Origin of the sequence: Ornithinimicrobium sufpigmenti (genome assembly GCF_004322775.1) — a bacterium.
GTDB classification, from domain to species: Bacteria; Actinomycetota; Actinomycetes; order Actinomycetales; family Dermatophilaceae; genus Ornithinicoccus; species Ornithinicoccus sufpigmenti.
The window spans coordinates 1612082-1637777 of sequence record NZ_CP036403.1; the positions used below are offsets into that span (position 1 = coordinate 1612082).

At 72.5% G+C, this 25696-nt stretch carries 24 protein-coding genes; 12 read left to right on the forward strand and 12 right to left on the reverse strand.

Going from position 1 to position 25696, the window contains the following annotated elements; genetic code table 11:
- Window positions 1-43 precede the first annotated feature (43 nt).
- The 5 genes from ESZ52_RS07350 to ESZ52_RS07370 all read left to right on the forward strand — a co-directional run bounded on the left by ESZ52_RS07350 (window position 44) and on the right by ESZ52_RS07370 (window position 5434).
- Window positions 44-1831, forward strand: coding sequence for an ABC transporter ATP-binding protein (locus tag ESZ52_RS07350; protein ID WP_131104357.1), 1788 nt, complete (start codon window positions 44-46; stop codon window positions 1829-1831).
- Complete coding sequence (locus ESZ52_RS07355) at window positions 1828-3297, forward strand: glycosyltransferase (RefSeq protein WP_131104358.1); 1470 nt, start codon at window positions 1828-1830, stop codon at window positions 3295-3297. Before ESZ52_RS07350 ends, ESZ52_RS07355 begins: the two co-directional genes overlap by 4 nt.
- Window positions 3290-4435: a glycosyltransferase gene (locus tag ESZ52_RS07360; RefSeq protein ID WP_238154491.1), complete on the forward strand. Its 1146-nt coding sequence runs from the start codon at window positions 3290-3292 to the stop codon at window positions 4433-4435. Before ESZ52_RS07355 ends, ESZ52_RS07360 begins: the two co-directional genes overlap by 8 nt.
- A 70-nt stretch (window positions 4436-4505) precedes the next feature.
- On the forward strand, window positions 4506-4925 hold the full coding sequence (locus tag ESZ52_RS07365; RefSeq protein ID WP_238154490.1) for an ArsR/SmtB family transcription factor: 420 nt from the start codon (window positions 4506-4508) through the stop codon (window positions 4923-4925).
- Window positions 4922-5434 carry an SRPBCC domain-containing protein gene (locus tag ESZ52_RS07370; RefSeq protein ID WP_131104359.1) on the forward strand — a complete coding sequence of 171 codons (513 nt, stop codon included), beginning with the start codon at window positions 4922-4924 and terminating at the stop codon, window positions 5432-5434. Before ESZ52_RS07365 ends, ESZ52_RS07370 begins: the two co-directional genes overlap by 4 nt.
- Before the next feature lie 120 nt (window positions 5435-5554).
- On the opposite strand, the gene ESZ52_RS07375 is transcribed toward ESZ52_RS07370, so the two are convergent.
- The 5 genes from ESZ52_RS07375 to ESZ52_RS07400 all read right to left on the reverse strand — a co-directional run bounded on the left by ESZ52_RS07375 (window position 5555) and on the right by ESZ52_RS07400 (window position 10396).
- Complete coding sequence (locus ESZ52_RS07375; protein WP_131104360.1) at window positions 5555-6157, reverse strand: MOSC domain-containing protein; 603 nt, start codon at window positions 6155-6157, stop codon at window positions 5555-5557.
- A gap of 46 nt (window positions 6158-6203) precedes the next feature.
- Window positions 6204-6794: a nucleosidase gene (locus ESZ52_RS07380; protein ID WP_131104361.1), complete on the reverse strand. Its 591-nt coding sequence runs from the start codon at window positions 6792-6794 to the stop codon at window positions 6204-6206.
- 4 nt (window positions 6795-6798) lie between these two features.
- A complete protein-coding gene (gene wecB, locus ESZ52_RS07385) occupies window positions 6799-7902 on the reverse strand; it encodes a non-hydrolyzing UDP-N-acetylglucosamine 2-epimerase (protein WP_131104362.1) in 1104 nt (367 codons plus the stop codon).
- Window positions 7903-7944: 42 nt separating this feature from the next.
- Entirely contained in the window at window positions 7945-8640 is a 696-nt protein-coding gene (locus tag ESZ52_RS07390) for a hypothetical protein (RefSeq protein ID WP_131104363.1), read from the reverse strand.
- A gap of 295 nt (window positions 8641-8935) precedes the next feature.
- On the reverse strand, window positions 8936-10396 hold the full coding sequence (locus ESZ52_RS07400) for a hypothetical protein (RefSeq protein WP_131104364.1): 1461 nt from the start codon (window positions 10394-10396) through the stop codon (window positions 8936-8938).
- A 542-nt stretch (window positions 10397-10938) separates the two neighbouring features.
- Between ESZ52_RS07400 and ESZ52_RS07405 the strand changes: the two genes are divergently transcribed.
- Together ESZ52_RS07405 and ESZ52_RS07410 are read left to right on the forward strand one after the other, a co-directional pair.
- Complete coding sequence (locus ESZ52_RS07405; protein ID WP_181009898.1) at window positions 10939-11874, forward strand: glycosyltransferase; 936 nt, start codon at window positions 10939-10941, stop codon at window positions 11872-11874.
- Entirely contained in the window at window positions 11871-13001 is a 1131-nt protein-coding gene (locus ESZ52_RS07410) for a glycosyltransferase (protein ID WP_131104366.1), read from the forward strand. Before ESZ52_RS07405 ends, ESZ52_RS07410 begins: the two co-directional genes overlap by 4 nt.
- A 28-nt stretch (window positions 13002-13029) precedes the next feature.
- Here the strand turns inward: ESZ52_RS07410 and ESZ52_RS07415 are convergent, their stop codons facing one another.
- Window positions 13030-13971, reverse strand: a complete 942-nt coding sequence (locus tag ESZ52_RS07415; protein WP_131104367.1) for an alpha/beta hydrolase — start codon at window positions 13969-13971, stop codon at window positions 13030-13032.
- 94 nt (window positions 13972-14065) lie between these two features.
- Between ESZ52_RS07415 and ESZ52_RS07420 the strand changes: the two genes are divergently transcribed.
- The gene (locus ESZ52_RS07420; protein WP_131104368.1) at window positions 14066-15394 is read left to right on the forward strand and encodes a nucleotide sugar dehydrogenase; all 1329 of its coding nucleotides are present in this window, start codon (window positions 14066-14068) and stop codon (window positions 15392-15394) included.
- 25 nt (window positions 15395-15419) lie between these two features.
- Window positions 15420-17408, forward strand: coding sequence for a DUF6541 family protein (locus tag ESZ52_RS07425; RefSeq protein ID WP_131104369.1), 1989 nt, complete (start codon window positions 15420-15422; stop codon window positions 17406-17408).
- 128 nt (window positions 17409-17536) lie between these two features.
- On the opposite strand, the gene ESZ52_RS07430 is transcribed toward ESZ52_RS07425, so the two are convergent.
- The 4 genes from ESZ52_RS07430 to ESZ52_RS07445 form a co-directional block, all read right to left on the reverse strand.
- Window positions 17537-18259, reverse strand: coding sequence for a DUF3618 domain-containing protein (locus tag ESZ52_RS07430; RefSeq protein WP_131104370.1), 723 nt, complete (start codon window positions 18257-18259; stop codon window positions 17537-17539).
- Window positions 18256-18669: a phage holin family protein gene (locus ESZ52_RS07435; protein ID WP_238154424.1), complete on the reverse strand. Its 414-nt coding sequence runs from the start codon at window positions 18667-18669 to the stop codon at window positions 18256-18258. The genes ESZ52_RS07430 and ESZ52_RS07435 overlap by 4 nt, the downstream gene beginning before the upstream one ends.
- 53 nt (window positions 18670-18722) lie before the next feature.
- The gene (locus ESZ52_RS07440; protein WP_131104372.1) at window positions 18723-19574 is read right to left on the reverse strand and encodes a hypothetical protein; all 852 of its coding nucleotides are present in this window, start codon (window positions 19572-19574) and stop codon (window positions 18723-18725) included.
- Window positions 19575-19740: 166 nt separating this feature from the next.
- Window positions 19741-20535 (reverse strand): glycerophosphodiester phosphodiesterase family protein, encoded by a 795-nt coding sequence (locus ESZ52_RS07445; RefSeq protein ID WP_131104373.1) that lies wholly within the window; start codon window positions 20533-20535, stop codon window positions 19741-19743.
- Window positions 20536-20592: 57 nt separating this feature from the next.
- On the opposite strand from ESZ52_RS07445, the gene ESZ52_RS07450 reads away from it, so the two are divergent.
- From ESZ52_RS07450 to ESZ52_RS07460, 3 genes are read left to right on the forward strand one after another with little or no spacing between them, the layout of a single operon-like run.
- Complete coding sequence (locus ESZ52_RS07450; RefSeq protein WP_131104374.1) at window positions 20593-21195, forward strand: CDP-alcohol phosphatidyltransferase family protein; 603 nt, start codon at window positions 20593-20595, stop codon at window positions 21193-21195.
- The gene (locus ESZ52_RS07455) at window positions 21192-22100 is read left to right on the forward strand and encodes a phosphatidate cytidylyltransferase (RefSeq protein ID WP_131104375.1); all 909 of its coding nucleotides are present in this window, start codon (window positions 21192-21194) and stop codon (window positions 22098-22100) included. Before ESZ52_RS07450 ends, ESZ52_RS07455 begins: the two co-directional genes overlap by 4 nt.
- Before the next feature lie 16 nt (window positions 22101-22116).
- On the forward strand, window positions 22117-23301 hold the full coding sequence (locus ESZ52_RS07460; protein WP_181009897.1) for a lysophospholipid acyltransferase family protein: 1185 nt from the start codon (window positions 22117-22119) through the stop codon (window positions 23299-23301).
- A gap of 35 nt (window positions 23302-23336) precedes the next feature.
- On the opposite strand, the gene ESZ52_RS07465 is transcribed toward ESZ52_RS07460, so the two are convergent.
- Window positions 23337-24131, reverse strand: a complete 795-nt coding sequence (locus ESZ52_RS07465; RefSeq protein ID WP_131104377.1) for a spermidine synthase — start codon at window positions 24129-24131, stop codon at window positions 23337-23339.
- Between the two features lie 20 nt (window positions 24132-24151).
- Entirely contained in the window at window positions 24152-25681 is a 1530-nt protein-coding gene (locus ESZ52_RS07470) for a helix-turn-helix domain-containing protein (RefSeq protein ID WP_131104378.1), read from the reverse strand.
- Window positions 25682-25696 lie beyond the last annotated feature (15 nt).

A 25696-nucleotide genomic window follows, 5' to 3' on the forward strand; every position in this document is an offset into this window, starting at 1 on the left:
GGTGGGCGTGAGTGGGACCTCCTCGCGGTTAGGCTGGGCCGCGATGCTCGCTCTGTGGCGCACCGTCCGCCAGCTCATGACGGTCCTGCCGGCCGGCACCCGACGGTTCATCGCCACCTTCGCGGTGCTGCAGAGCCTGCTCGCGGTGCTCGACGTCGCTGCTATCGGGCTGCTCGCCATCGTGCTGGCCCCCATGCTCACGGGCCAGGAGCTGACCCTGCCCGTGGTCGGCATCACGCTGGGCGAGCCGCAGGACTTCGGGATCGTCCTGCTCATCGTGGGCTCCCTCATCGTGCTGAAGTCGGTGCTGGCGATCGGCCTGCAGTGGTGGGCCACCCGGCGCTTCGCCCGGTTCGAGCAGGTGCTCGGGGCCCGGCTGCTGGAGGCCACCTTCAAGGCACCCTGGACCGAGCGGCTGAGCCGCAACTCCACCGACATCATCCGCTCCACCGACGTCGGGGTGGGTTCGACGGTCGCGGGGGTGCTCATCCCGTTCTGCCAGCTCAGCGGCGAGGTGTTCACCTTCGTGGCGGTGCTCACCGTGCTGCTCGTGGCGCAGCCGGTCCTGGCCACGGCGACGATCATCTACTTCGGTTTCGTCGCCTTCCTGCTCTACCGCGTCGTGCTGCGCCGGGCCGTGCGTGCCGGGCAGGACAACCGCAAGTTCTCCGCGCGGGCGATGCGGCTGGTCAGCGAGATGGTGCACTCGCTGAAGGAGGTCACCCTGCGGGACAAGTCGCAGGAGGTGGCCGACACCGTGCTGAAGGTGCGGCGCCGCGCCTCGATGGCACGGGCGAACCAGAACTTCCTCGGCGTCATCCCGCGCTACGTGCTGGAGGCCGGTCTGGTCGGCGGGCTGGTCATCGGCGGCCTCATCGGCTACCTGCAGAACGGTGTCACCGGCGCGGTCACCGCGATCGCGCTCTTCGGGGTGGCGGGCTTCCGGCTGGTGCCGTCGCTGACCCGGTTCCAGACGATCATGGGGCAGACCGGGGCCAACATGCCGTTCGCCGAGCAGGTGCTCGAGGAGATCGAGCGGGGCAAGGAGTATGTGGACGCCGAGCTCACCGGGGGGAACGAGCCGCTGCCGGAGGGGGCACGCACTCTCCGCCTCGAGTCGGTCACCTTCACCTACCCCGGCGCGGCCACCCCTGCGGTGAGGGACGTCAGCCTCACCCTGCCGTTCGGCCAGACCCTGGCCCTGGTGGGGGCCTCCGGCTCCGGGAAGTCGACGCTGGTGGACCTGATCCTCGGGCTGCTCCACCCCGACTCCGGCCAGATCCTCGTCGAGGACCGTCCGTTGTCGGACGTGCTCAAGGCCTGGCGGGCTCGGGTCGGCTACGTCCCCCAGGAGGTCACGCTCTTCGACGCGTCGGTGGCCCGCAACGTGGCGCTGGCCTGGGACGACGCCAACATCGACGAGGACCGCGTGCGGCGGGCCCTGGACCGGGCGCAGCTGCTCGACGTGGTCGAGGCCCGGCCGGACGGGATCCACGGCAAGGTCGGCGAGCGGGGGCTGCAGCTCTCCGGTGGCCAGCGGCAGCGCCTCGGCGTCGCGCGGGCCCTCTACACCGACCCCCTCGTGCTCGTGATGGACGAGGCCACGTCCGCGCTCGACACCTCCACCGAGGCGGCCGTCACCTCCGCGATCCGGGAGCTGTCAGGAGAGGTCTCGGTCATCGTCGTCGCGCACCGGCTGGCCACGATCCGGCACAGCGAGCAGGTGTGCTTCATGCGCGACGGCGAGCTGGTCGCCAGCGGCAGCTTCGCCGAGGTCGTCGCCGCGCAGCCGGACTTCGCCGCGCAGGCGGCCCTGGCGGGGCTGACGTGAGCGCGCTACCCACGGTCGCCGGCCGGGCACCCCGTGTGGTGAGCCTTGTCTACAACGACGCCAGCCGGGACTCGCGCGTGCTCAAGACGACCGCGACCCTGCGTGCAGCCGGCGCCGACGCCCGGATCGTGGCCTCGGCCCGTGAGCACGCCGGTCACCCGGCCGGCGTCGGGTGGGTCGGCGACCTGGAGGTGCACCGGGTCGCGGACCTGAGCCTGGTCCGCAGCTTCCCGCGGCTGGCCGCGGCGTGGCGCCGCTACCGGGGGAGGAACGCGGCACCGGTGACGGACGCCGCGCCGGTGACCGACGCGTCCCAGATCGAGCCCCAAGCCGAGGTGGAGGCTCGCGAGGCAACGGGGCCGGACCCGGCACCCAGAACCGGGCTCGAGCCGATGTCGACGGCATCGACGTCCGCCACCCCCGTCACCCAGGCCTCCACCGAGAACCTCCCCACCAAGGCCCTGGCCTTCGCCGCCGACGTGTGGATGCGCACCTACGGCACGGTGCGGCTGGCCTACTGGTGGCGGGGCGCTGTGCAGGAGACCCGCGCACTGGCGCCGGACGTGGTGCACGCCAACGACGCCAACGCCCTGGTCCCCGCGCTGCTCAGCACCGTCGGGACCCCGGCTCGCGTGGTCTACGACTCCCACGAGCTCTGGCGGCACCGCAACATCCTGCGGCGCAACCGCTGGCTGGCGCCCTACGTCGAGGCGACGATCGAGTCGGTCGGGATCCGGCTGGTCGCCGGGGTGATCACGGTCTCGCCCTCGATCGCCGACTGGCTGCAGGGCACCTACTCCCTGCGCGAGCGCCCGACCCTGGTCCGCAACATCCCCACCGCCCGGAAGCTGCCCGACCCCGCGCAGGGACGGTTGCGTGAGCTCGCTGGGCTCGGACCGGACGACAGGGTCGTCTCCTACGTCGGCGGCATCACCACCGGCCGCGGACTGGAGGAGACCGTCGACGCGATGGCGCTGCTGCCCGAGGACACGCACCTCGTCCTCCTCGGCTACGGCGAGCAGCGGTATGTCGACGCTCTGCTCGCGCGTGCCCGGTCAGCTGGGGTGGCGCACCGGGTGCACCTGGCCGGCAGCGTGCCCTCCCCGGAGGTGCCGCAGGCCTTGGCCGACGCCGACGTCGCCGTGGTCTTCGTCCGTCCGATCTGCCTGTCCTACCTCTACTCGTTACCGAACAAGCTCTTCGAGTCCATCCACGCCGGGCTGCCCATCGTGGCGGCCGACCTGCCCGACACCGCGGAGGTGGTCCGCCGGTACGGCGTGGGTGAGGTCTTCGACGCGAACACACCCGAGGACCTCGCGGCGGCGATCCGGCAGGTGCTGGCCGACCCGACCGCATACCGGGACGCGACCCGGGCCGCCGCTGCCGAGCTGACCTGGGAGCACGAGGCCGACCAGCTGGTCGAGTTGTACACCAGGGTCCTGGAAGGACAAGGACGCCGTGGCTGAAGCCGGCGAGGTGCTGGTGATGTCGTTCAGCCTGCTGCGCTCCGACGCGCGGGTGCTGCGCCAGCTCCGGCTGCTCACCGCCGAGGGCCACCGCGTGAGCACGCTCGGCTACGGGGAGGCTCCCGACGGCGTCGTCGAGCACCTGCGGATCCCGGACGACGTGGTGAGCTGGCACAAGGACCGGGCGCGCCTGATGACGCGAAGGTTCCGCGCGGCATACCGGACCGCGCCCGTCGTGCGGGCGGCGACGCGGCTGCTGGCCGGTCGGGAGGCCAGGTATGACGTGGTGCTCGCCAACGACATCGACACGCTGCCGCTGGCGCTCGACGTGGCGCCGCGTGGCGGGGTGCACGCGGACCTGCACGAGTACCACTCCCGGCAGCGCGAGGAGCTGCTGCGGTGGCGGCTCTTCGTGGCGCCGTACTACCGGTGGCTGGTGCGCACCTTCGGGCCGCGCGCGGACTCGGTGACGACGGTGGGGCAGCGGCTGGCCGAGCAGTACGAGCAGGAGTTCGGCCTGCGCTGCGGCGTGGTCTACAACGCGCCGGAGCGGTCCGACCTGCCCGTCGGCGAGGTCGGCGACCCGGTCCGGCTCGTGCACGCCGGCCATGCCACGCCTGGCCGGCTCGGGACGGTGCTGGAGGCGATGGAGCTGGTCACGTCGGGGGCCACCCTCGACCTCTACCTCGTGCAGGGCGGCGGGTATGCCGCAGAGCTGGCGGAGCGGTACGCCGACCACCCGCGGGTGCGGGTGCACGACGCGGTGCCCCCGGCCGACCTGGTGCGCACCCTGAACCGTTACGACGTGGGCATCCACATCCTGGCGCCGGTGTCCTTCAACCACCGCTACGCGATGCCCAACAAGCTCTTCGACTACGTCCAGGCCCGGCTCGGTGTGCTCATCGGGCCGAGCCCGGAGATGGCGGCGATGGTGCGCGAGCACGACGTCGGCTGGGTGACCGAGGATTTCACCGCTTCGGACGTGGCCCGCACGATCGACGGGTTGACCCGCGAGGACGTGGCCCGGGCGAAGGCGGCCAGCGACGTCGCGGCCGGCGTGCTGTGCGCCGAGGAGCAGGTCGCGGGGTGGGCGGAGCCGGTGGGTGAGCTGGTGAGGAAGGCTTACGGCAGTAGTTGACGCAGAGTGGCGTCAGACTGATCGTCCCGGCGCAGGGCTCTTGACGCCATAGGTAACTTAATGGTTACCTATGGAGATGGACGTGTTCTCGGCGATCGCGGACCCGGTGCGGCGCGGGCTGCTCGACCAGCTGGGGAGGTCAGGGCCGGCCCGGGTCGTTGACCTGACGGCCGGGCGCGGCATCTCCCGCCCCGCCGTCAGCCGGCACCTACGGGTCCTCGGGGAGGCCGGGCTGGTGACGGCGACCGACCGTGGACGGGAGCGGCACTACGAGCTGGTGCCCGAGCCGCTCCAGGAGGTCGTCTCCTGGGTCGGCGCGCTGTCCGAGCCGGCTCGACCCCCGGTCGCCGAGCACCACCTCGACGCCCTCGACCTCGAGGTGCGCCGCACCGTCCGGGACCACGGCGGCGACCGTGCCGCCCGACCGGGCGGACCACATACCGGAGCAGACACCCGGACCGCTCCCCGCACGGCAGGAGAGAGCGCATGATCACCGGACGACCCGAGACCCGCGACGGGCAGGACCACCTCGTGCTGACCCGCACCTTCCAGGCCCCCGTGGAGGACGTGTGGGCCGCGATCACCGAGCCGGAGCGGCTCGGCCGGTGGTTCGGCGTCTGGAGCGGAGATCCGGCAACCGGCCAGGTGCAGGTGCGGTGGGACTACGAGGACGACGTCGCGGAGGAGACCTACGTCATCGAGGTCTGCGAGGCGCCGCACCGGCTGCGCCTGCACAACCTGTCCGAGAAGCCGGCAGACGTCTGGACGCTCGACCTGCGGCTGAGTGAGGTCGAGGGCCGGACCGTGCTCGACTTCGCGCAGGTGATGAGCGACGGGCTGCCCGTCACCGAGGTCGGCCCCGGGTGGGAGTACTACCTGGACCGGCTGGCCGACAGCGTGCGCACCGGCGAGGTGAGCCAGGTCGGCTGGGACGGGTACCTCGACCTCGCGCCGGAGTATGCCGAGGCGTTCGGGAAGGCCGGCGGTCAGTCGTCCTGACCCGCGGTGGAGCCTCCAGTCGGCAGTTGCAACGCGGGACGCAGGCGCCCACCAGCTGCACGACGTAGGTCACATGACGGCTCGCTGGAACCCGCCAGGGTCCTGGTCAGACGGTTGCCGTCAGACGGGTTGCAGCGGCCGGTGCTGTCCGTCCGGGAGGCGGACCGAGATGGGCTGGCCGGGACGCACCTCGCCGCTGTGCTCGACCACCGCCATGACCCCGGCCTTGCGGACGACCCGGGCGCTCGCCGCCTCCGGGGAGGCGGTGGAGGGTGCGGGCTCCTCGCGTGGCGTCCCGTCCTGCGTGGTGAGGACCACCTTGATCAGACCCGGCCGGAAGTCGTTGATCTGCGCGCAGGGGTTGCGCAGCCCGGTGAGCCGGACCACGGCGTCGCCGAGGTGCAGCAGGGTCCCCGTGGGTAGGCCGAGAAGATCGATGCCGGCGGTGAGGATGTTCTCGCCGAGGTCGCCGGGGGAGAGCACGTAGCCCATCGCCCTCGCCTCGTCGAAGAGCTCGGCGTGGAGGAGGTGCACCTGGCGGAGGTTGGGCTGGTTCGGGTCGCGTCGGACCCGTGAGCGGTGCTGGACGAGGGTGCCGGCGTGGGCGTCCCCGACGATGCCGAGACCGGCGATGAGCTGGATCTGGTCGACCGGCACCTTGCTGAAGCGGTGCGTCTGGTCACGGCTGACGGCCACGACGCGGGGTGTGGGGAGGTCGGTCATGGTGGCTTCCTGGGGTCGGGCGGCCGGCTTCTGGCCGGCGTTGCTGCTACGGGCGTGAGGGCAGGTGCTCGTGCACCCAGTCGGCGAGCAGGCGGGCGCAGGCGTCGACGCCCTCGGACCAGGAGCGGCCAGCGTCCTCGTCGGCCTGGTCGGAGACGTGCTTGACCAGGCGCACCGGGACCCCTGCGGCCCGGGCCGCCGCGGCGACCGCATACCCCTCCATGTCCACGAAGTCGGCGACCTGGGCGACCCGGTCCCGCTCTGGGCCGCCGGCCACGAACCGGTCGCCGGTGGCCAGCACCAGGCCCTGGCCCGAGCTGACCGGCAGGGCCAGCGGTGGTCCGTCCGCGCGCCCGGTGACTGCCAGCACCGCCTCGCCGTCGTAGTCGTGCTGCACCACTCGGCATACCTCGTGGGTGCCGGCAACCCCGGGTCGAAGGCCGCCGGCTGTGCCGACGTTGACGACCTGCGCCGGAAGGGTCCCGGACGCGAGCACCTGGGTGACCGCGATCGCGGCCCGCACCTTGCCGACACCGGTGACGAGGACGGGGTGGTCGACGACGAAGTGACGGGCCTCCTGCTCCAGCGCCACGACGATCAGGGTCGAGGAGGGGGTGAGGCGTCCGGTGAGCTGCATGGGTCTACCTCGCGGGGTCGGCGCTTGTGGCATCGACGGTGCCGTTGAGGAGGGCGTCGAGGACGGCGTCGGCGGCGTGGCCGTCGCCGTAGGGGGCGGCGTCGGTGGGGGAGGGCTGCGGACGGGATGCGGCGCGGGCGATGTCGTCGGCGGTGGCGGTGCGGGGGTCGATGAGGAGGTTCCAGCCCAGCTCGACGGTCTCGACCCACTCGGTCTCGCTGCGCACGGTGGTGCACGGGGTCCGTAGGGCGAAGGCTTCCTTCTGCAGTCCGCCGGAGTCGGTGACCACGCCGCGGGCTGCACTGACGGCGCCGATGAGCGCGGGGTAGGGCAGGGGGTCGCGCACGGTCAGGGAGCCGCCCTGCAGGTCCAGGCCTTGGGCCTGGGCGCGGGCCCGCAGGCGTGGGTGGGCCAGCAGCACGACGGGGTGGTCGACCTGCTGCAGGCCGTGGATGATCCCGGCGAGCCGGGCCGGGTCGTCGGTGTTCTCGGCCCGGTGGATGGTGGCCACGGAGAAGGTGCCCGGTTCCAGGCGCAGGTCGGCCAGGACGCTGGTGGTGTCGGTGAGCTCGGAGCGGACCTTGAGCAGCACGTCGACCATGACGTCACCGACGAGGACCGAGCGGGTGGCCAGGCCCTCGGCGGCCAGGTGGTCCATCGCGACCTGGGTGGGGGCCAGGAGCAGGTCGGCGGCGTGGTCGGTGAGCACGCGGTTGTGCTCCTCGGGCATGGCCCGGTTGAACGAGCGCAGCCCGGCCTCCAGGTGCGCCACCGGCAGGTGCAGCTTCACCGCGGACAGGGCACCGGCCAGGGTGGAGTTGGTGTCGCCGTAGACGAGCACCCAGTCGGGCCGGTGCTGGGTCAGGACCTCGTCCATCCGAGCCAGGATCGCCCCGGTCTGGGCGCCGTGCCCGGCCGACCCGACGTCCAGGTGGACGTCGGGGTCGGGGATGCCCAGGTCGGTGAAGAACACGTCGGAGAGCATCGGGTCGTAGTGCTGCCCGGTGTGCACGATCACGTGCTCCACCCCGCGCTCACGACAGGCGTCGGCCACCGGGGCCAGCTTGACGAACTGCGGACGGGCACCGACCACGCTCAGGATCTTCACGGGCCCCAGGGTATGCGTCGGCGCCAGCGACTCCTTCAGGGCTCACTCCGTCGCCCCCGGGTCGGCTTGGTCGTCGGTGGGGATGCCCAGGACGTCTTGGGGGGTGGGGGTGTCGGGGTGGGGTCCTGGGTGGGTGTAGCCGGTGTGGGGGTCGGTGTGGGTGAGGTGGACCCAGGCTTCGTCGCGCAGGGCGGTGCGGTCGCCGGCGAGGTAGAGGGTGCGTTGGTGTTGGGTCTCGTGGGCGTAGATGGCTCGGGAGGCGAGGTCGCGGCGTTCGGCGAGGTCGTCGGGGGCATGGGTGCGTAGGTATTGGGTGTAGTTGTGGACGCGGGTGGTGCGGTGCTGGTTGAGCAGGGTGGTGAAGGTCAGGTCGCGGCGGGTGCCGATGTGGATGCGCCAGTGGCCGAGGGTCTTCTCGTGGTGGGGGCGTTTGTGCAGGGCGGCGAGGTTGGTCTCGGTGGTGGTGCCGCCGGGGGTGCCCCAGGGGGTGACGTGGTCGAGCTCGAGGGCTTGGCCGGTGAGGCGGGAGCCGGGGGCTCGGGAGTAGAGGTCGGCGGCCAGGACCTGGCGGCGCATGTCGACATCGGGTCGGTAGGTGGTGATGGTGCGTTCGATGAGGCGCCCGTCGGCGGGGTCGGTGAGGAGGCGGTGCAGGGTGGTGCCGGGCAGCAGGACCAGCTCTTGGGCGTGTCCGGGGGTGAGGAACATCGGGTGGGACCCGGTGAGCTCACCGACCATGCCCCGGCCCGGTGGTTCGCGGTCCAGGGAGGGCGAGCCGGAGCGCCCAGGCCTCGGCGCAGCTGCGGGTCCGGGTAGGCAGGCAGGATCTGATGCTGCTCGTGGGTCCGGACCTGGACCTGGGTCTGGACCTGGGTCGGGATTCGGGCCTGGACCTGGGTCTGGGTCTGGTGGGGTTTCGTCCGGCAGCTCCGGTTCCGGCGGCTCGTGAGCTTCGGGTGGGCTGGCCCAGGGTGGTGGCTTGGTGCTCGGGCCGGTCTGGCTCCACGGGGTAGCTGCGCTGGCATCGCCAGCGTCAAGGTCGGGGTCTAGCTTCAGTCCTTGGTCGGGGTTGTTGCTGTTCTGCAGGTCCGGCCCCGGTCCTGGTGGGTTGGATCTGTTCTGCGCAGGCGGGGCACAGGGGCAGTCCGGTTTTGAGGGCGTCGACGGGGATGATGATCTGGGCGTGGATCTTGGGTTGGGCGTGCAGGACGGCGAGCAGGTCGGTGAGGCGTTCGGGGGTGAGGACCTCATCCAGGGTGTCGGTGTCGGTGGTGGTGAGGTCGAGGATGCCGTGCAGGTGCAGGGCGGCGGCGAGGTCGAACCGCAGCTGGGTCAGGGTGCGTTCTTCGCCGGCGGCGCGTAGGGCGCGGGCGGCGACATCGAGGCGGTGCCGGATCCCGGCGATCATCACTGCTGGGCCGGTCATGGTGAGGGTGCCGGTGCCGTCGTCGTGCAGCCGGATCTCGACCCGCCGGTTCGTATAGGCCCGGCGGCGCCGCGCCGCGTCGGCGTCGGGGTCCTGGCCCAGGCAGGCGGTGATCTCCCGGGCCAGCGCGCCCTGGTAGGGGTGGTGGGCCCAGACCGTGTCGAGGTCGAGGTGGCCGTCGATGTCGAGGCGTTCCTCGCAGGCCAGGGCGGGGTCGGTCCCGAACAGGGCGTAGGCGACCAGGAGTTGTTGGTCGTGGGTGAGGTGGGCGCGGGTGGTGCGTTCCCAGAACGTCTTGACCTGTCCCCACCGTGCCTGGCCGCGGCGTAGCGCGGCGAGCAGCATCGACCGTAGCTCGCCACCGCAGGTGGCGACCGCGGTCAGGGTGGTGGCTTCGGTCGTGCTGGTGCCGGTGGCCAGGTCCAGCTCCATCACCGCGGCCTGGCGGACGGCGGCGTCCACGCTGCGCGCGGCCGCGGGCGAGAGGGACACGCCGGTGAGGCCGCGGCGGTTCAGGATCCGGGCCCGGCACTCATCCACCACCTCCGCGGCGGCCTCGAGCAGGTCCGCCTCCACGCCGCACCGGGCCCGGGCAGCAGCATCGACCGCGACCACCGACACGTGCGGGACCGGCACCGTACCGCCGGCGGCAGCCTGGCCCGCGGTGGAGGACTGGTCCTGGGTGGTCGCCTCGGTATCGACGGGCGGGGCAGCTGACTCGGTGAGATCGACAGGCTCGCTGTCAGCGGAGGGTTCTAAGCCACCGGACGGGGCGGTGTCCTCGCCGCTGCCGGGGCCAGCGTCAGCATCTGCGTCCTCAGGCTCTGGCCCGTCGCCGGCGGTAGGCAGCGGCGAGATCTCGACCTGGATCCTGACCAAGGCCGGCACAGGAGAGACCTGCAGAGCCCACCGCGCACGTCGCTCCGCCAACGCCGCCAGGTCGACCGCCGTGGCACCACGCAGGTCCCCGCGCAGCTCATCGAGCTGGGCGTACCCGATCAACCGCTGCTCAGCCGCTGACCACCCAGCCCCTGGCCCAGGCAGCGCTGCTGCAGGTGGTGCGTCCATCGTGTCCCCCTCCCCGGCGGCTCGACGTTCGATCCTTGCAAGAAGACTAGCACGTAGGTTCGAGGAGAGGAAGGGTTGTGGACAAGTGTCTACATGATTCTTCGTCGTCTGTCCGCCCCGAGCCTGCAGGGGACGGGAAGGTCGACCCGAGGACCACTCGGCTGCCTGAACGATCCCTGCCGCATAGGTTGGGCCTCATGCGCGTCCTCGCTGTCACCACCTGGCTGCCCACCCCCAGCCATCCATCGATGGGCAGCTTCGTGGTCAAGGACGCTCAGGCCATCGCCTCGCTGGGGCATCAGGTGCTGCTGATCCACCTGGTGCCGCCTCACCAAGGTCGGGTCGACAAGCGAGATCGGTCGACGGTGGGACAGCGGGATCAGGCAAGGACTGGTGGCCCGAGACGATCGGGAGAGCCGGTGCGGAGCGACCGCGCCGGGAACGACCGCGCCGGGAGCGAACGCGCCAGGAGCGACCCCGCCGGGAGTAACCCCCTGCCGCGCCGGGATGAGGTCGCGGGCCTCCCCGTCCTCCGCATCCCCATGTCCACGACCCGCCCCGACCACGTGCTCGCCGCGCGTCGGGCGCTGCGGCCGCTGGTGGAGAGTGCCGACCTTCTCCACACGATGGCCTTCTCCTCATTGCTGCCCCTCGCCGGCATGCGCGGCCGCATCCCGGTGCCCTGGGTGCACACCGACCACTGGTCCGGCCTGACCACTCCCGAATCGCTGCCTAAGGCCTGGCGCGTGGCCCTCCCCGGACTGCTACCTCTTCTGCGCGGCCCCGACGTCGCCACCGCGGTCGTCGAACGGCTGGCCGGGCCGATGCGTCACGCCCGAGGTGACCGGCCCACCCTGGTCGTCCCCTGCGTCGTCCCGGCACCGCCAAACGGCCCGCCCCCGAGGAAGGAGCCCGACGGCACCATCGACCTCGTCGACGTCGGCGGGCTCGTGGAGGGTAAGGACCCACTCCTCGCGGTTGATGTGGTGGTTGAGCTCCAGCGCCGCGGCCATCCCACCCGGCTCCGTCTGGTCGGCGACGGACCCCTCGCCGACGCAGTCCGCACCAGGGCCGCCCAGCATGGCGTCGCAGAGCAGGTCACCCTCGTCGGCACCCTGGACCGGCCTGGCGTGCTCGCCGAGCTCGCCCGTGCCGACCTCTTCCTGGGCCCCACCCGCAGCGACAACTTCTACGTCTCCGCCGCCGAGGCCGTCGTCTCCGGTCGGCCCGTTGTCGCCGGCGCCAACGGCGGTCATGCGGAGTACCTCGACCCCACGGTCAGCCGGCTCGTCCCCGTCCAGGACGCCGCCACCTATGCCACCGACATCCTCGATCTCCTCGCCGCCACGCAAGACCTCACCGCCGGTGACATCGCAACCACCCTGGGCGACCGCTTCGAGCCCGACCGCGTCGCCCAGGCCTACCAGCAGGCCTACGACCTCGCCGCCCAGCTGCACGGAGAGCGACGGACACTGTGACGGACCCATATACCCGCCCGGGCGAGGGCCGCACCATGCTCTTCCACGCGCCATACCCGCTCACGGGCGGGACCGGCTCGGCCGTCCGTCCCTTCCGCATGCGGCAGGCGTTCGAGGACCTCGGGTATGACGTGGTGGAGGTGACCGGCCGCGGCACCGACCGCCGCCGCGCGACCAGGCGCCTGGCCGGCCAGCTCGCACACGGCCGGCGCATCGACTTCGCCTACGGCGAGAACCACACCATGCCCACCGTCCTCACCGAGCCCCACCACCTGCCCACCCACCCCCTCGTCGACCTGAGGCTCCTGCACCTGCTGCGGCGGCACGGCATACCGACCGGGCTCTTCTACCGTGACGTCTACTGGCGCTACCCGGAGTATGTCGAGCGCGTGGGCCGCCCCGTCGCGACCGGGATCCGCAACCTCTACCACGCCGAGCTCCTCGCTTACGGCCGCTGGCTGGACCGCGTGTACCTGCCTTCGGAGCAGATCGCCCGCGTGGTCCCGCACCTGCGCCCGGGTCAGACGCAGGCGCTGCCGCCCGGCGGGACGGTCGTCGACCAGCCGCGCGAGGAGGGGCCGTTCACGATCCTCTACGTCGGCAACCTCGGCGCGTACTACCGGATGGACGCACTGATCGAGGCCGTCGACGCCACCCCCGACATCCACCTGATCCTCTGCACGCCGCAGGACTCCTGGGAAGCCACGCGTCCCACCCTCGAGCGCTGGCTCGGCCCCCGCGTCGAGGTCGTCCACGAGCGCGGCGACGGTCTCCTGCCGCTCTTCGCGAGAGCTGACGTGTGCTCGCTGCTGGTCGAGCCGTCGGAGTACCGCGACTTCGCCTCCCCGGTGAAGCTCTACGAGTACCTCGGCCACGGCAAACCCGTCCTCGCCAGCGCCGGCACCCTCGCCGGCCAGGTCGTGCACGAGGACGGTCTGGGCTGGCAGGTCGGGTATGACGTGCCGCAGGTGAGCGCGCTTCTCACCCGCCTGCGGGAGCAGTGGGCACGTCCCGACGGGGGAGAGGTCGCGAGCGTCACCGAGCGAGTCCGTACGGCCCGGCACCAGCACACCTGGGCCGCCCGGGCGCAGCAGGTGGCGCAGGACCTGACGACCCTGGCCCGGTGAGCGGGTGAGAACCGTGCGCTCGGTCGGGTCAGCGGGTGAGAACCTCGTCGATCCAGCCCACCAGGTGGTCCTCGACCTCGTCGCGGTTGACCTCGTTGAAGACCTCGTGCCGCGCCCCCGGCCAGACCTTCGTGTCCACCCGGGTCAGCCCCGCGGTCCGGAAGAGCCCGGCGACCTCCTCGACGGCCTGGGCGCCACCCACCGGGTCGACCTCGCCGGACACGATGAGCACCGGCAGGTCGCGCGGCATCCTGGCCACGGTCGAGGGTTCGCTCACCCAGCGCGTGCCAGTCAGCAGGTCGCGGTAGAAGCCCGCTGTGGCGTGGCCCCCGGAGAGCTCGTCGGCGACGTAGGCGTCCACCTGTCCCTCGTCCCGGGAGAGCCAGTCGAAGGACGTCCGGGCGGGGCGGAAAGGCCGGTTGTAGGGCCCCAGCACCAGCGCCTGCAGCAGGCGGCTGCGCACCCGTGGCCCCCGCAGCCGGCACTCGAGCCGGGCCAGCCGCTCCCCGAGCAAGCCGGCCAGACCCGGGTCGCCAGCCGTCCCGGACAGCACCAGCGCACTCAGCCGGTCGCCGTAGCGCGCCGCGAACGCCCGGGCCAGCAAGCTGCCCATGCTGTGCCCGAGCAGCACCAGCGGCACTCCCGGGTGGCGGGCCTGCGCGTCCTCGACGACCACGAGCAGGTCGTCCACGGCCGCCGCGAACCCGTGCGCGTCACCGAGGTGCGCCAGTCCCCGTGGCCCGCCCCCCGCGAGCGCCGTCCGGCCGTGCCCGCGGTGGTCGGCGGCGGACACGGCATACCCCGCGTTGGCGAGCTGCTCACCCAGGTGCGCGTAGCGCGCCGCGTGCTCCACCATCCCGTGCGCCACCACGACCAACCCCCTGGTCGACCGTGCGCCCTGCGGCTCCCACCGGTGCACGTGCAGGACCGTGTCATCGCTGGTGGTCAGGGTGGTGGTGCTCGCGTCCATCTGGTCAGGGTATGTCGTGCCGCGGCACGTATCCTGGGCCGGACCCCGCCGACCGGAGGGGCCCTCCACCACCGACCAGGACGGACCTGACTGAATGAGGATCGCGGTTGTCGCGCTGGGCAAGATCGGGCTGCCGTTGGCGGTGCAGTTCGCTGATGCCGACCCCTCGCACGAGGTGGTGGGGGTGGACGTGAACCAGCAGGTGGTGGACCTGGTCAACCAGGGGCGGGAGCCGTTCCCGGGGGAGGCCCACCTGGCCGAGAAGCTGGCGGAGCTGGTGCCGGCGGGCCGCCTGCGCGCGACGAGCGACTATGCCGAGGCGATCCCGGACGCGGACGTGGTCGTGCTGGTGGTGCCGCTGTTCGTGGACGAGGCCACCGGCCAGCCCGACTTCGGCTGGATGGACTCCGCGACCCGTTCCCTGGCCCAGCACCTGACCCCGGGCACCCTGGTCTCCTACGAGACCACCCTGCCGGTGGGCACGACGCGGGGTCGGTGGAAGCCGATGAGCGAGGAGATCTCCGGGCTCACCGAGGGCGAGGACTTCCATGTCGTGTTCTCCCCCGAGCGGGTGCTGACCGGGCGGGTGTTCGCCGACCTGCGGGCCTACCCCAAGCTGGTCGGCGGCCTTACCGAGGCCGGCACCGCCCGTGCGGTCGAGTTCTACGAGGCTGTCCTGGGCTTCGACGAGCGCACCGACCTGCCCCGTCCCAACGGGGTGTGGGACATGGGCAGCGCGGAGGCCGCGGAGATGGCCAAGCTGGCCGAGACGACCTACCGCGACGTCAACATCGGCCTGGCCAATCAGTTCGCCCGGTTCGCCGACACCGCCGGCATCGACGTGCACAAGGTCATCGAAGCCTGCAACTCCCAGCCCTACTCCCACATCCACCAACCCGGTATCGCGGTCGGTGGGCACTGCATCCCGGTCTACCCGCGGCTCTACCTGTCCACCGACGCCGACGCGACCGTGGTCCGCACCGCCCGTGAGGCCAACGCCGCCATGCCGGAGTACGCCGTCTCCCGCGCCGAGTCCCTCCTGGGCTCGCTGGAGGGGCTGCGGGTCGTGGTGCTCGGTGCCTCCTACCGAGGCCGGGTCAAGGAGACCGCGTTCTCCGGCGTCTTCGCCACCGTCGACGCCCTGCGCGAGCGGGGTGCGGAGGTGCTGGTCCAGGACCCCATGTACACCGACGAGGAACTGGCCGCCTTCGGCTGGGAGCCCTACACGTGGACCCCCGGCACCGCCGGCGAACCCGTCGATGTGGCCATCGTCCAGGCCGACCACCCCGAGTACGCCGACCTGTCCGCCGCCGACCTGCCCGGCCTGCGCGTCCTGCTCGACGGCCGCCGCATCACCGACCCCACCCGCTTCACCGGCGTCCCCCGCCTCACCATCGGCGGGGGCGAGACACCCACCGCATGAGCGAAGAACTGGGGGGCGGCGCCCGATGAGCTGGTGGCAGGTGCTGCCCGGTGTCCTCGGGACGGCCCTGCTGTGGATGCTGCCGGGGTATGCCGTGCTGCGCCTCCTCGGGGTGCGCGGCCTCCTCGCCTGGGGCGCCGGTCCGGCGGTGACGACCGGGCTGTCCGGCGTGCTGGCGATCGGCTACGACCTCCTCGGCGTGCCGTGGCGGCTGTGGACCCTGCTGCTGGGACTGCTGCTGGTCGTGGGCGTCGCCGCCGTGATCGGGCGGCTGCTCGGCAGCACGAGTGACCCCGCCGGGGTGACGGTGGCTGGCGAGCGGCGACTGCGCCCGGCGGAGCGGCTCTGGCTGGGCCCCACCTGGGCCCTCGGCGGCGGGGTGCTGGCCGCCGCGATGATGACCGGGATGGGCCGCGCCGACCAGCCCGGGCAGGCGTGGGACGCCGTCTTCCACTACAACGCGGTGTGGTTCATCCGGGAGACGGGCAACGCCTCCTCGATGGGCGGGCTCTCGCCGATGTATGCCGACCTCGCCGCACCCTTCTACCCGGCCGTCTGGCACGGCATCGTGGCGGTCGCGCCGGGGTTCGCGGGGGTGACGGAGGCGGCCAACGCCTCGTCGGTGGTCATCGGTGCCGTGATCTGGATCGCGGGGCTGGTCGCGCTGGCCCGCGTCGTCTGGCCGGCGCGGGCCCTGCCGGCCGTCCTCGTCCCGGTCCTGGCGGCCAGCTACGTCACCTTCCCGGCGATCGCGGTCTCGATGCTCGCGGTCTGGCCGTTCGCGCTGTCGACCGCGCTCGTGCCCGGCACGATCGCCCTCCTCATCGCCACCCTGCGCCGGGTGCTGTCCTGGCGGATGCACCTCTCGCTGGGGCTGGGGCTGGCGTGGGCGGTGACCGGGGTGGTGCTGGCGCACCCCTCGGGCCTGTTCAGCCTGCTGCTGCTCGGCCTGCCGCTGGTCACCGTGCTGCTCTTCCGGCAGCTGCGGCGCCAGGCCCGGGCCGGCCGTCAGGTGCGGGCGTGGGTGCTCGGCGTCGGGTGGGTGCTCGCGGTGGTCGCCGTGCTGACCTTCCTGGTGAACTTCGGGCCGGTGCGCTCGATCATGGACTACGAGCGCGGCGGTCAGGAGTCCTACCTGCCCGGGATGGGTTCGCTGGTCATCGACCACCCGCTCGTCTACGTCTACAAGACCACCTCGGTCAACCTCGTGGTGACCCTGCTGGTGTGGCTCGGGATCGCGCTGACCCTGCGCTGGCGGCACGCCCGCTGGCTCGTGGTCGCCCTCGCCGCCGCGGTCGTGCTCACCCTGCTCGCGGCCGGCCCGGAGGACAACCCGCTGCGGGTGCTGGCCGGCTTCTGGTACACCCAGGCCTCGCGGCTGAACCAGCTGGTGCTCGTCCCGGCGATCATGCTGGCCGCCGGCGCGGGGGCCTGGCTGGCCAGCCGCATCGCCCGCACGCTGGCGCTCCCGGTGCAGGTCGGTGCAGCCGTGCTCGTGGTGCTCGTCGTGGTGCTGACCTCCGGCCTGCGCTGGACTAGCCAGGTGCAGGTCATGGCCTCGACCTACACCACCTACCCCATCGCCTGGGGCACCATGCTGGAGCCGGAGGAGATCGAGATGATCGACCGGGCCGCCGAGGCGCTCCCCGACGACGCGGTGGTGCTCGGGGAGCCGGTCGCCGGGTCTCCCTACCTGTTGCACCGCTCAGGTGTGCAGGTGGTGTTCCCCCAGCTCAGCCCCATACCGAACAGCCCGGAGCGGGAGATCCTCGAGCAGCGCTTCGACCAGTGGCGCACCGACCCGGCCGTGTGCGAGGCCGTTCGCGCGCTGGGGGTCACCCACGTCTACGCCGACTCGCTGAGCTTCTACGACGAGGCCAACGCCAAGTACGAGCCGACCACCCAGGGCCTGTACCTGCTCGAACCGACCGAGGGGTCGGACTTCCGTCAGGTCGACGAGGGCGGCAGCGCCTCGCTGTGGGAGTTCCACGGCTGCGCCGGCGAGGACCGCTGAGGGTCCCCGCCGGCGCGTCACCGTGCGGCTCTCGCCGGCTCTCGCCGGGTGAGGCGCCCAGACGCAGAGGTCCCGTGGACATGGTCACGGATGGCCACGTCCACGGGACAACGTCGGCGTCCAGCGCCTCAGGACTGGCTGCCCTGGTCCTTGACCGTCTGTGCGGAGTCCTGCGCGGAGCCCTTCACCTGGTCCGCCTGGCTGGTGGCCTCGTCCTTGACGTGGGCCACGCCCTCCTGGGCGGTGCCCTTGAGGTCCTCGACCGCCTGCTCGGCCTGCGGGCGGACGTCCTCCACGATCTCCTTAGCCACGGACTTGGCCTCGTCCATGACCGGCTGGCTCGCCTCCTGCGCCCGCTCCTTGGCGGTGACGGCGAGCTCGCGCTCCTTGTCGCTGGCCGGGAGCAGCGAGCCGATCAGCCAGCCGACGCCGAGGGCGACCAGGCCGGCCGCCAGCGGGTTGCCCTGGGTCTGGCGGCGGGCCATCGCCGGTGCGTCGGAGACCGCCTGGCGGGCCGAGCCCGCGGCGTCGGTCACCGTGTCGCGGGCGGAGCCAGCAGCGCCGGTGACGGCCTGCTGGGCGTCGGCTGCGGCACCCTGGGCCCGCTCCCCGAGGCCAGGGCTGTTGTCGTACGGGTCGTTGCTGCCCATGATCTTCTCCTTCAGCGAGCGGCCGGCGTCCTTGACGCCGTCGGTCACCTTCTCGGCCTGGCGCTTGGCCACGTTGGACGGGCTCACGGCTTCGCCGAGGGCGTTGACGTCCCGGCTGAGCTCGGCGCGGGTCTGTGCGATTTGCGCCCGCAGCACCTCGGGGTCGTCACTGCTCGGCGGCGTGTTGGGGGTGGTGGTCATCGGTGGTCCTCATTTCCCTTCAGCGCGTCGGGCACCTTCTTGGCGGTCTCGACGGTGTTCGGCATACCTTCGACTTCCTTAAGCCGGTTGCGGCCGATGACGGCCAGCACCGCGGCGATGACGGCCCAGAGCAGGGCCACCACGACGGCGGACCAGCCCAGACCCATGAGGTCTCCGAGGGCCCACCACAGCGCGATGGACAGGAAGAGCAGGGTGAAGTGGCCGGCCACGCCTGCGCCGCCCAGCATCCCGGCTCCCACCCCAGCCTTGGTCGCGCTCTGCTTGAGCTCGGCCTTGGCCAGGGCGACCTCCTGCTGCATGAGGGTCGACAGGTCCTGGCTGATGTCGGAGACCAACGCCCCGACGGAGTCGAAGTCGCCCTTGGTGTAGTCGTCGTGGGCGCCGTGGATCTGCTCCGGGCCGGGCTCGGGGGCACGGTGCGCGCCACCATCACCGGGGAGAGTCACAGTCGGTCCTCCCGCGCGATCAGGTCATCGCCCACGGGCAGCTCGTCCACCGCGTCGACATCGCCGGGGTAGTCGCGGGTGGTGTAGGCCGTGGGGACACCGGTGGAGGCCGCGTAGACGCCGGCATCCGGTGCGTACTCATAGGTGGTGGGGCCCGGGCCTGTGGCGTAGCCGTAGCCGGTGCCGCCCTGCTGGTCCTGCTCGCGGCTGGACTCCTCGCGCAGGCTGCGGGTCAGCCGGCCGCCGACGAGCCCGACCAGGCCGCAGATGGCCAGGAAGGTGCCCGGGTTGCGGCGGGCGTAGCGCTTGACGTCCTCGAGCATGTCGGCCGGCTGGCGGTTCTCCAGCCATCCGGCGACACCGTCGATCCGCTGGGCGGCCTGGCTCACCAGGCCGGAGGCCATCGTGGAGCCCTCGCTGTTGCCCTGGGCGAGCTGGTCGAACTCCTGGGCCAGCCCGTGCAGGCCCTGGGCCGCGCGCTGCTGCTGGCCGTGGGCCTGGTCGGTGACGTCGCCGCGGACCTGCGACAGCAGGCTCTGGACCTGGCTCTTCGCCTCGCCGGCGACCTGCCGGGCCTCCTGGGCTGCGGTCTGGGCCACCTGGCCGGCGCTGTCCTTGACGTCCTGGCCGACGGAGGCGGCCTGTTCCTTGGCCACGTCGGCGGTCGAGGACTCGCCCTCGTCGTCGCCGACCTCGTCCCACGCGGCCGGCGGCGCCGCGGGCACGGGCGGCGGCGCTGGGGTGGTCGTCACCGGGGGTGGGGTGGTCGTCTGCGGGGTCGGCAGACCTGCGTCCAGCGGGTCTGCCGGGTCGCCGCCAAGGTTCTGGTCGAACGGTCGATCGCTCATCTGTGATCTCCCTCGTGTCGGTGATGGAGCGCCATGAAGCAGTTGGCGCACACTGAAACTGCCACGCCCCCCAGAGCCGTACCGGGCGAACCGTCACCACCACCCTTTCGGGTGTAGCGGGTCGAGGAGGGGCCTCGCGAGCGCCCACCAGCAGCTCACAGGCGGTTCAGCACCACTGTCCCCGTGCGACGAGGAGCTCGCGCAGCAGGTCGGCCCGGTCGGTGACGATCCCGTCGACCCCCATGTCCAGCAACCGGGTCATCTCGACAGGGTCGTTGATCGTCCAGACGTGCACGAAGGCGCCCACCTCCTGCGCCGCGGCGATGGTGGTGGGGGTGACGACCTCGATGCCCAGGTGCTCGGCCGGGACCTGCAGCCCGTCCACCCCACGAAGGGTCCGGGCCACGACCGAGGCGCGCACCAGGGGCGGCAGCGCGGCCGCGGCGCGGAAGGCGGTCGTCGAGCCCTGCCCGGCCGAGGTCACCACCGGCCGCGTGAGTCGCATGACGGCCGCCCTGCGCCGCTGGTCGGAGAAGCTGGTCACGCACACCCGGTCGTGCGCCCGCATCCGCTCGATGACGCGCACCAGCGGCACCACCGCGCCCGGGGTCTTGATGTCGATGTTGACGCGGAGGTCGGGCCACTCCTCGAGAAGGTCCTCCAGCCGCGGCACCGACTCCCCGGCCCCCACCCCGGCGCCCACCCGTGCGCGGCTCACCTCCCGCCAGACCAGCTCGGGAATCCGTCCCCGGCGGTCCGTCACCCGGTCCAGCGTCTCGTCGTGGAAGGCGAGCACCACGCCGTCGCGGGTCGCGTGCACGTCGGTCTCCACGTAGCGGTACCCGAGGTCCACGGCAGCCCGGAACGCGGCCATGGTGTTCTCCAGGCCGGTGCCCTCGGCGTCGTAGCCGCGGTGGGCCATCGGGATCGGCCCCGGGTGGTCCAGGTATGCCGTGCGCACGCTCCGAGCCTAGTCGCCCGACCCGGCGCCACGGGCCCTCTGCCAGACTGCGTGCCCATGCAGGGGCTCTACGCGCTCAAGCCGTGGTACACCCGCCGGCTGGGCGGTGCCGTCGGCGCCGCCACGACCCGCGGGCTCTCGCCCGACGTGTTCACGGCGGTCGGCGTCGTGGGCGCCGCCCTCGCCGGTGTCGCGCTGGCGCTCGGCTGGTGGTGGCTCGCGCTGCCGCTGCTCGCGTTGCGCCTGGCCGGCGCCAACCTGGATGGCGCGGTGGCGCGGGCACGAGGGGTCTCCCGTCCCTGGGGCTTCGTGCTCAACGAGATCGGGGACCGGCTCGGCGACCTGCTGATGTGGGCCGGGCTGGCCTGGTGGGCGGCCCAGCACTCGACGACCGCGCTCGTCTGGGTGCTCGTCGCCACCGTGGCCGCCACGCTGCCCACCTTCGCCTCGCTGTCCGCCGCCGGTGCGGGAGCCACCCGCCGCAACGGCGGCCCGCTGGGCAAGACGGAGCGGTGCCTGCTGGCCGTCGTGGGGTGCGCGGTCCCCTCCTGGCTGGTGGGGGTGTCCGCCGTCGTCGTCGCCGGTTCGGTCCTGACGACGGCCCTGCGGCTGCGGTCCGCGCACCGTGAGCTGGCGGCGCCGGCCGGGGCCGCGCAGTGAGTGGCCCGGCGCACTGGTGGGACCAGCTCCTGCACCACGACCGGGTGCTCACCCTGCCCGTCGAGCTGCCCTGGTTCGGCGAGGTCACCGGGCGCGGGGTCTTCAACCTCTACGTGACCCTGGTCGTGCTGGCGGTCGGCGGCCTGGCGGTGGCCGTGCTGCGCCAGCCCGAGCTGCGCACCCGCTGGACCACCTGGGTGCTCATCGCCCCGGTCGTCGGCATCCCCATCTGGCTGGGCCGCGGGTCGACCGCGCTGCTCGCCGTGGTGCTGGCGGTGCTGGCCGTGGTCGAGTTCGCCCGGCTGGTAGCTCTGCCGAAGCCGGAGACCTGGCTGTTGCTGGTCCTGGCGGTGCTCTACCCGGTGGCCGCCTGGCAGTGGCCTGACCTGCTGTTCCTGGCCCCCGCGATCGCGCTCGGCTGCGCGCTGCCCGCCATCCTGCGGGGCGACACCACCCTGGGCGTGGAACGCGCGGCGTTCACCGCCTTCGCCTCGATCTGGCTCTGCTGGTCCCTGGCTCACCTCGTGGTGCTGTGGGAGGACGCCTTCGTGGTGGTCTTCGCCGCGGCCGCGGCCGACGTCGCCGCCTACGTCGGCGGCAAGAGCCTGCGCCGCTTCCGCTGGGCCGCGCGCCCGTTGTCCCCGCTCTCGCCCAACAAGACGGTCGGTGGCCTCGTCGGGGCCGTGCTGGGCGCTGTGCTCATCCTGCTCGTGCTCGGGGAGCTCGGCGTCGGGATGGTGGTCGCGGTGGCCGTCGGCGGAGTGCTCGGCGACCTGCTGGAGTCGATGATGAAGCGGCGCGCCGGGGTCAAGGACGCCGGGGCCTGGCTGCCCGGCTTCGGCGGCCTGCTGGACCGCGTCGACTCCCTGCTCGTCGTGCTGCCGCTCGCGGCTGTGCTGGGATAGGCCCATGACGAGGCCCATGACAAGGGGGATCTGGGCGGCGCGGGCCAGGCACGTGCTGTGGCGGGCGCTGTCCACGCTGGTGGGCGGGGTGCGGATCGGCGGCAGCGTGGCTCCTGGTCCGAAGGTGCTGGTCGCCAACCACACCTCGCACGCGGACACCGCCGCACTGCTCGCCGCTCTCCCGCCGTCCTGCCGGCCGAGGTTCGTCGCAGCGCAGGACTACTGGTTCGACCGACCCTGGCGACGTGCCGTGGTGACCACGCTCGTCGGGGCCCTGCCGGTCGCCCGCACCGGCTCGGGCTATGACGCGCTGCGCGACGCCGCCCGCCCTGTCCTGGCCGACGGGGGGAGCGTGGTGATCTACCCCGAGGGCACGCGCAGCGCCCCCGGCACACCCGTGGGGGAGTTCCGCTCCGGGGCGCTGCGGCTGGCCGCGGACCTCGGCGTGCCCCTCGTCCCCGTCGGCATCAGCGGCACCGGACGGGTGCTGCCCAAGCACGGCCGGCTACGGCCAGAAGGAGTGGTCCTGCGCTTCGGCGAGCCCCTCCCGGCCACGCAGTGCCGGGACACGTCCCCGGAGGTCGTCCGGGCCGCCGTCCAGGCGCTGCGCGACGACAGCGAGGCGGTGCCGAGGCCCGACTCCCGGCTCTACACCTGGCTGGAGCGGCGCAGCGATGCCCAGCTCATGGGCGCCGGCTTCCTCTGGGGCGCGGCCGAGGCGCTGACCTGGCCGGTCATGGCCGAGGTGTATGTGGTGGCGGTCGGCGCGGCGCAGCCCGCACGGGCCGGGCGGGTCGCCGCCTCCGTGGCGGCCGGGTCGGTGGCGGGCGTCGTCGGCCACACGCTGCTGGCCCGGCGCGGGGTCCGCCTGCCCGCTCCGCTGACCCGGCCCCGCATGCACCGCAGGGCCCGCGCGGACCTGCGCCGGTGCGGACCGGCCGGGATCTGGCGGCAGTTGTTCAACGGCGTCCCGGTCAAGGTCTACGCGGCCGCAGCGGGGGAGCTGGGTACACCCTTGGTGCCGTTCGCGCTGCATACCGCCGGCGCCCGGCCCGCACGGATGGCGATGGCGGCTGCCGTGGTCGTGGTGGCCGGGAGGTGGGCGCACCCGCTGATGCGGCGCCGCTACCCCGAGTTCCTCATCGTGGGCTCGGCGTTCTTCGCCGAGGGCCTGCACCAGGTCATCCGGCGCTGGCGGTAGGACGGTAGGGGCGGCAGGGGCGGCGAGGAGCATGCTCAGCGCAGGCGGAGCACGCCGCTGTCCGGCGGTGGTGGGGACGGCTGACCGTCCGGCCCGAACGGTTGCACCCCCGCTTCCGTGCGCGCGGTGTCGGCGCTGGTGCGCCAGGTCGTCGGGAAGGTGGCCCGGGCAGCGACCCGGGTGAGCGAGACGTCGTCGAGGGGACGATCGGAGGCGACCACGACGACGTTGCCATAGCGGCGGCCCTTCGCCACCTCCCGCAGCACCAGCAGCCCCACGTGCGGCAGCGCCGTGCGCAGGGTCGCGGTGAACCGGGCCAGCCAGCGCAGGCCGGGCTCGTCGGCGGCGTTGACGACCAGCAGGCCGCCCGGGGCCAGGATTCGGGCCACCTGCCCGGCCCACCAGGTGCCGGTCAGCCGGGCCGGGACCTGCCCCTCGGCATACGCGTCCTGCACGACCACCTCCGCCGAGCCCTCGCGCAGCGTGGTGATCCCCTCCTCACCGCTGACCGGCCTTACCCGGATCCGGTGGCCGCGCGGCAGCGGAAGCTCGCGGCGGACCAGCTCGGTCAGGGCGACGTCCGGCTCCAGCACGATCTGGGGGGAGCCCGGGTGGACGCGGTGGATCCAGCGGGCCAGGGTCAGCCCGCCGCCGCCCACGTGGGTGGTCGCCAGCGGTGCCGGGTCCGGGCGCAGGGCCTGCAGGACGAGGCCGATCTGCTCGACGTACTCGAAGACGAGCAGCAGCGGGTCGTCGGGATCGACGTAGGACTGGGCGTGGCCGTCCCGCATGACGGTCGCCCCGCCCCGCTCGTCCCAGACGATGGACATCGGCAGGTCAGGAGTCGCGCTCAGATGTCGCGGAAGGTCTGGATCTGGGCGCCGAGGGCGTTGAGCCGCACGGCCAGGTCCTCGTAGCCGCGGTTGATCACGTAGACGTTGCGCAGCACCGAGACCCCGGGGGCGGCCAGCATCGCGAGCAGGATCACCACGCCGGGGCGCAGCGCCGGCGGGCACATGATCTCCCCGGCGCGCCACCGGGTCGGGCCCTCGATCATCACCCGGTGCGGGTCCATCAGGTGGACCTTGGCGCCGAGCGTGGTCAGCTCGGTGAGGTAGATCGCGCGGTTCTCGTAGACCCAGTCGTGGATGAGCGTCGAGCCCTGCGCGCAGGCGGCGATGATGGCGAAGAACGGCAGGTTGTCGATGTTCAGGCCGGGGAAGGGCAGCGGGTGGATCTTGTCCATCGGTGCCTTGAGCGGCCCGGGCCTGGTCGTCAGGTCGACCAGGCGGGTGTGGTCGTTGGCGGAGCGGTACTCCTCGGTGAGGTCGTACTCCATACCCATCGTGTCCAGCACCGCGAGCTCGATCTCCATGAACTCGATCGGCACCCGGCGGATGGTGATCTCGCTGCCGGTCACGACGGCGGCGGCCAGCAGGCTCATCGCCTCGATGGGGTCCTCGGAGGGGGCGTACTCGATGTCCTGCTCGATGTGCTCCACGCCGGTGACGGTCAGGGTGGTGGTGCCCAGGCCCTCGATCTGCACCCCCAGCTCGCGCAGGAAGACGCACAGGTCCTGGACCATGTAGTTGCTGGAGGCGTTGCGGATCACCGTGGTGCCCCGGTAGCGCGCCGCGGCGAGCAGGACGTTCTCGGTGACGGTGTCGCCGCGCTCGGTGAGCACGATCGCGCGGGTCGGCCAGACCGTGGTGTCGACGGTGGCGTGGTAGGACCCGGTGGTGGCGGTGACCTCGAGGCCGAACTGCCGCAGGGCGGTCATGTGCGGCTCGACGGTGCGGGTGCCGAGATCGCAGCCGCCGGCGTAGGGCAGCTCGAAGGTGTCGAACTCGTGCAGCAGCGGGCCGAGGAACATGATGATGGTGCGGGTCCGGCGTGCGGCCGTCTCGTCCATGGCGGCCAGGTCGATCTTCTCCGGCGGCACGATCTCCAGGTCCGAGGAGTCCGGGAGCCAGCGGATCTTGAAGCCGATCGAGGTCAGCACCTCGGTGATCCGGTTGACCTCCTCGATCCGGGCGAGGTTGCGCAGGGTGGTGCGGCCCTTGTTGATCATCGAGGCGCACAGGAGCGCGACCGCGGCGTTCTTGGAGGTGCGCACGTCGATCTCGCCGGAGAGCTTGACGCCGCCGGTGATCCGCAGGTTCTGGGGCACGCCGGAGGAGACCTGGACGATCTCGGAGTCCAGCTTCTCGCCGATGCGGGCGATCATCTCCAGCGAGAGGTTCTGCTTGCCCTGCTCGAAGCGCGCGACCGCGCTCTGGCTGGTCCCCAGCAGCTCGGCCAGCTCGGCCTGGGTGAGGTTCTTGTGGCGGCGGGCGTCACGGATGAGCGCGCCGATCCTGCTGAGGTAGCTTTCGGTCATGGTCGACAACTCTAG

Coding starts and splice junctions, on each gene's coding strand:
- ESZ52_RS07375 (WP_131104360.1), bottom strand. CDS start 6,157: ATGACCGACCTCCCCACACCCCGCGTCGTGGCCGTCAGCCGTGACCAG.
- ESZ52_RS07370 (WP_131104359.1), top strand. CDS start 4,922: ATGATCACCGGACGACCCGAGACCCGCGACGGGCAGGACCACCTCGTG.
- ESZ52_RS07350 (WP_131104357.1), top strand. CDS start 44: ATGCTCGCTCTGTGGCGCACCGTCCGCCAGCTCATGACGGTCCTGCCG.
- ESZ52_RS07440 (WP_131104372.1), bottom strand. CDS start 19,574: ATGAGCGATCGACCGTTCGACCAGAACCTTGGCGGCGACCCGGCAGAC.
- ESZ52_RS07420 (WP_131104368.1), top strand. CDS start 14,066: ATGAGGATCGCGGTTGTCGCGCTGGGCAAGATCGGGCTGCCGTTGGCG.
- ESZ52_RS07365 (WP_238154490.1), top strand. CDS start 4,506: ATGGAGATGGACGTGTTCTCGGCGATCGCGGACCCGGTGCGGCGCGGG.
- ESZ52_RS07390 (WP_131104363.1), bottom strand. CDS start 8,640: ATGGTCGGTGAGCTCACCGGGTCCCACCCGATGTTCCTCACCCCCGGA.
- ESZ52_RS07425 (WP_131104369.1), top strand. CDS start 15,420: ATGAGCTGGTGGCAGGTGCTGCCCGGTGTCCTCGGGACGGCCCTGCTG.
- ESZ52_RS07450 (WP_131104374.1), top strand. CDS start 20,593: ATGCAGGGGCTCTACGCGCTCAAGCCGTGGTACACCCGCCGGCTGGGC.
- ESZ52_RS07400 (WP_131104364.1), bottom strand. CDS start 10,396: ATGGACGCACCACCTGCAGCAGCGCTGCCTGGGCCAGGGGCTGGGTGG.
- ESZ52_RS07405 (WP_181009898.1), top strand. CDS start 10,939: ATGTCCACGACCCGCCCCGACCACGTGCTCGCCGCGCGTCGGGCGCTG.
- ESZ52_RS07415 (WP_131104367.1), bottom strand. CDS start 13,971: ATGGACGCGAGCACCACCACCCTGACCACCAGCGATGACACGGTCCTG.
- ESZ52_RS07380 (WP_131104361.1), bottom strand. CDS start 6,794: ATGCAGCTCACCGGACGCCTCACCCCCTCCTCGACCCTGATCGTCGTG.
- ESZ52_RS07470 (WP_131104378.1), bottom strand. CDS start 25,681: ATGACCGAAAGCTACCTCAGCAGGATCGGCGCGCTCATCCGTGACGCC.
- ESZ52_RS07465 (WP_131104377.1), bottom strand. CDS start 24,131: ATGTCCATCGTCTGGGACGAGCGGGGCGGGGCGACCGTCATGCGGGAC.
- ESZ52_RS07430 (WP_131104370.1), bottom strand. CDS start 18,259: ATGACCACCACCCCCAACACGCCGCCGAGCAGTGACGACCCCGAGGTG.
- ESZ52_RS07460 (WP_181009897.1), top strand. CDS start 22,117: ATGACAAGGGGGATCTGGGCGGCGCGGGCCAGGCACGTGCTGTGGCGG.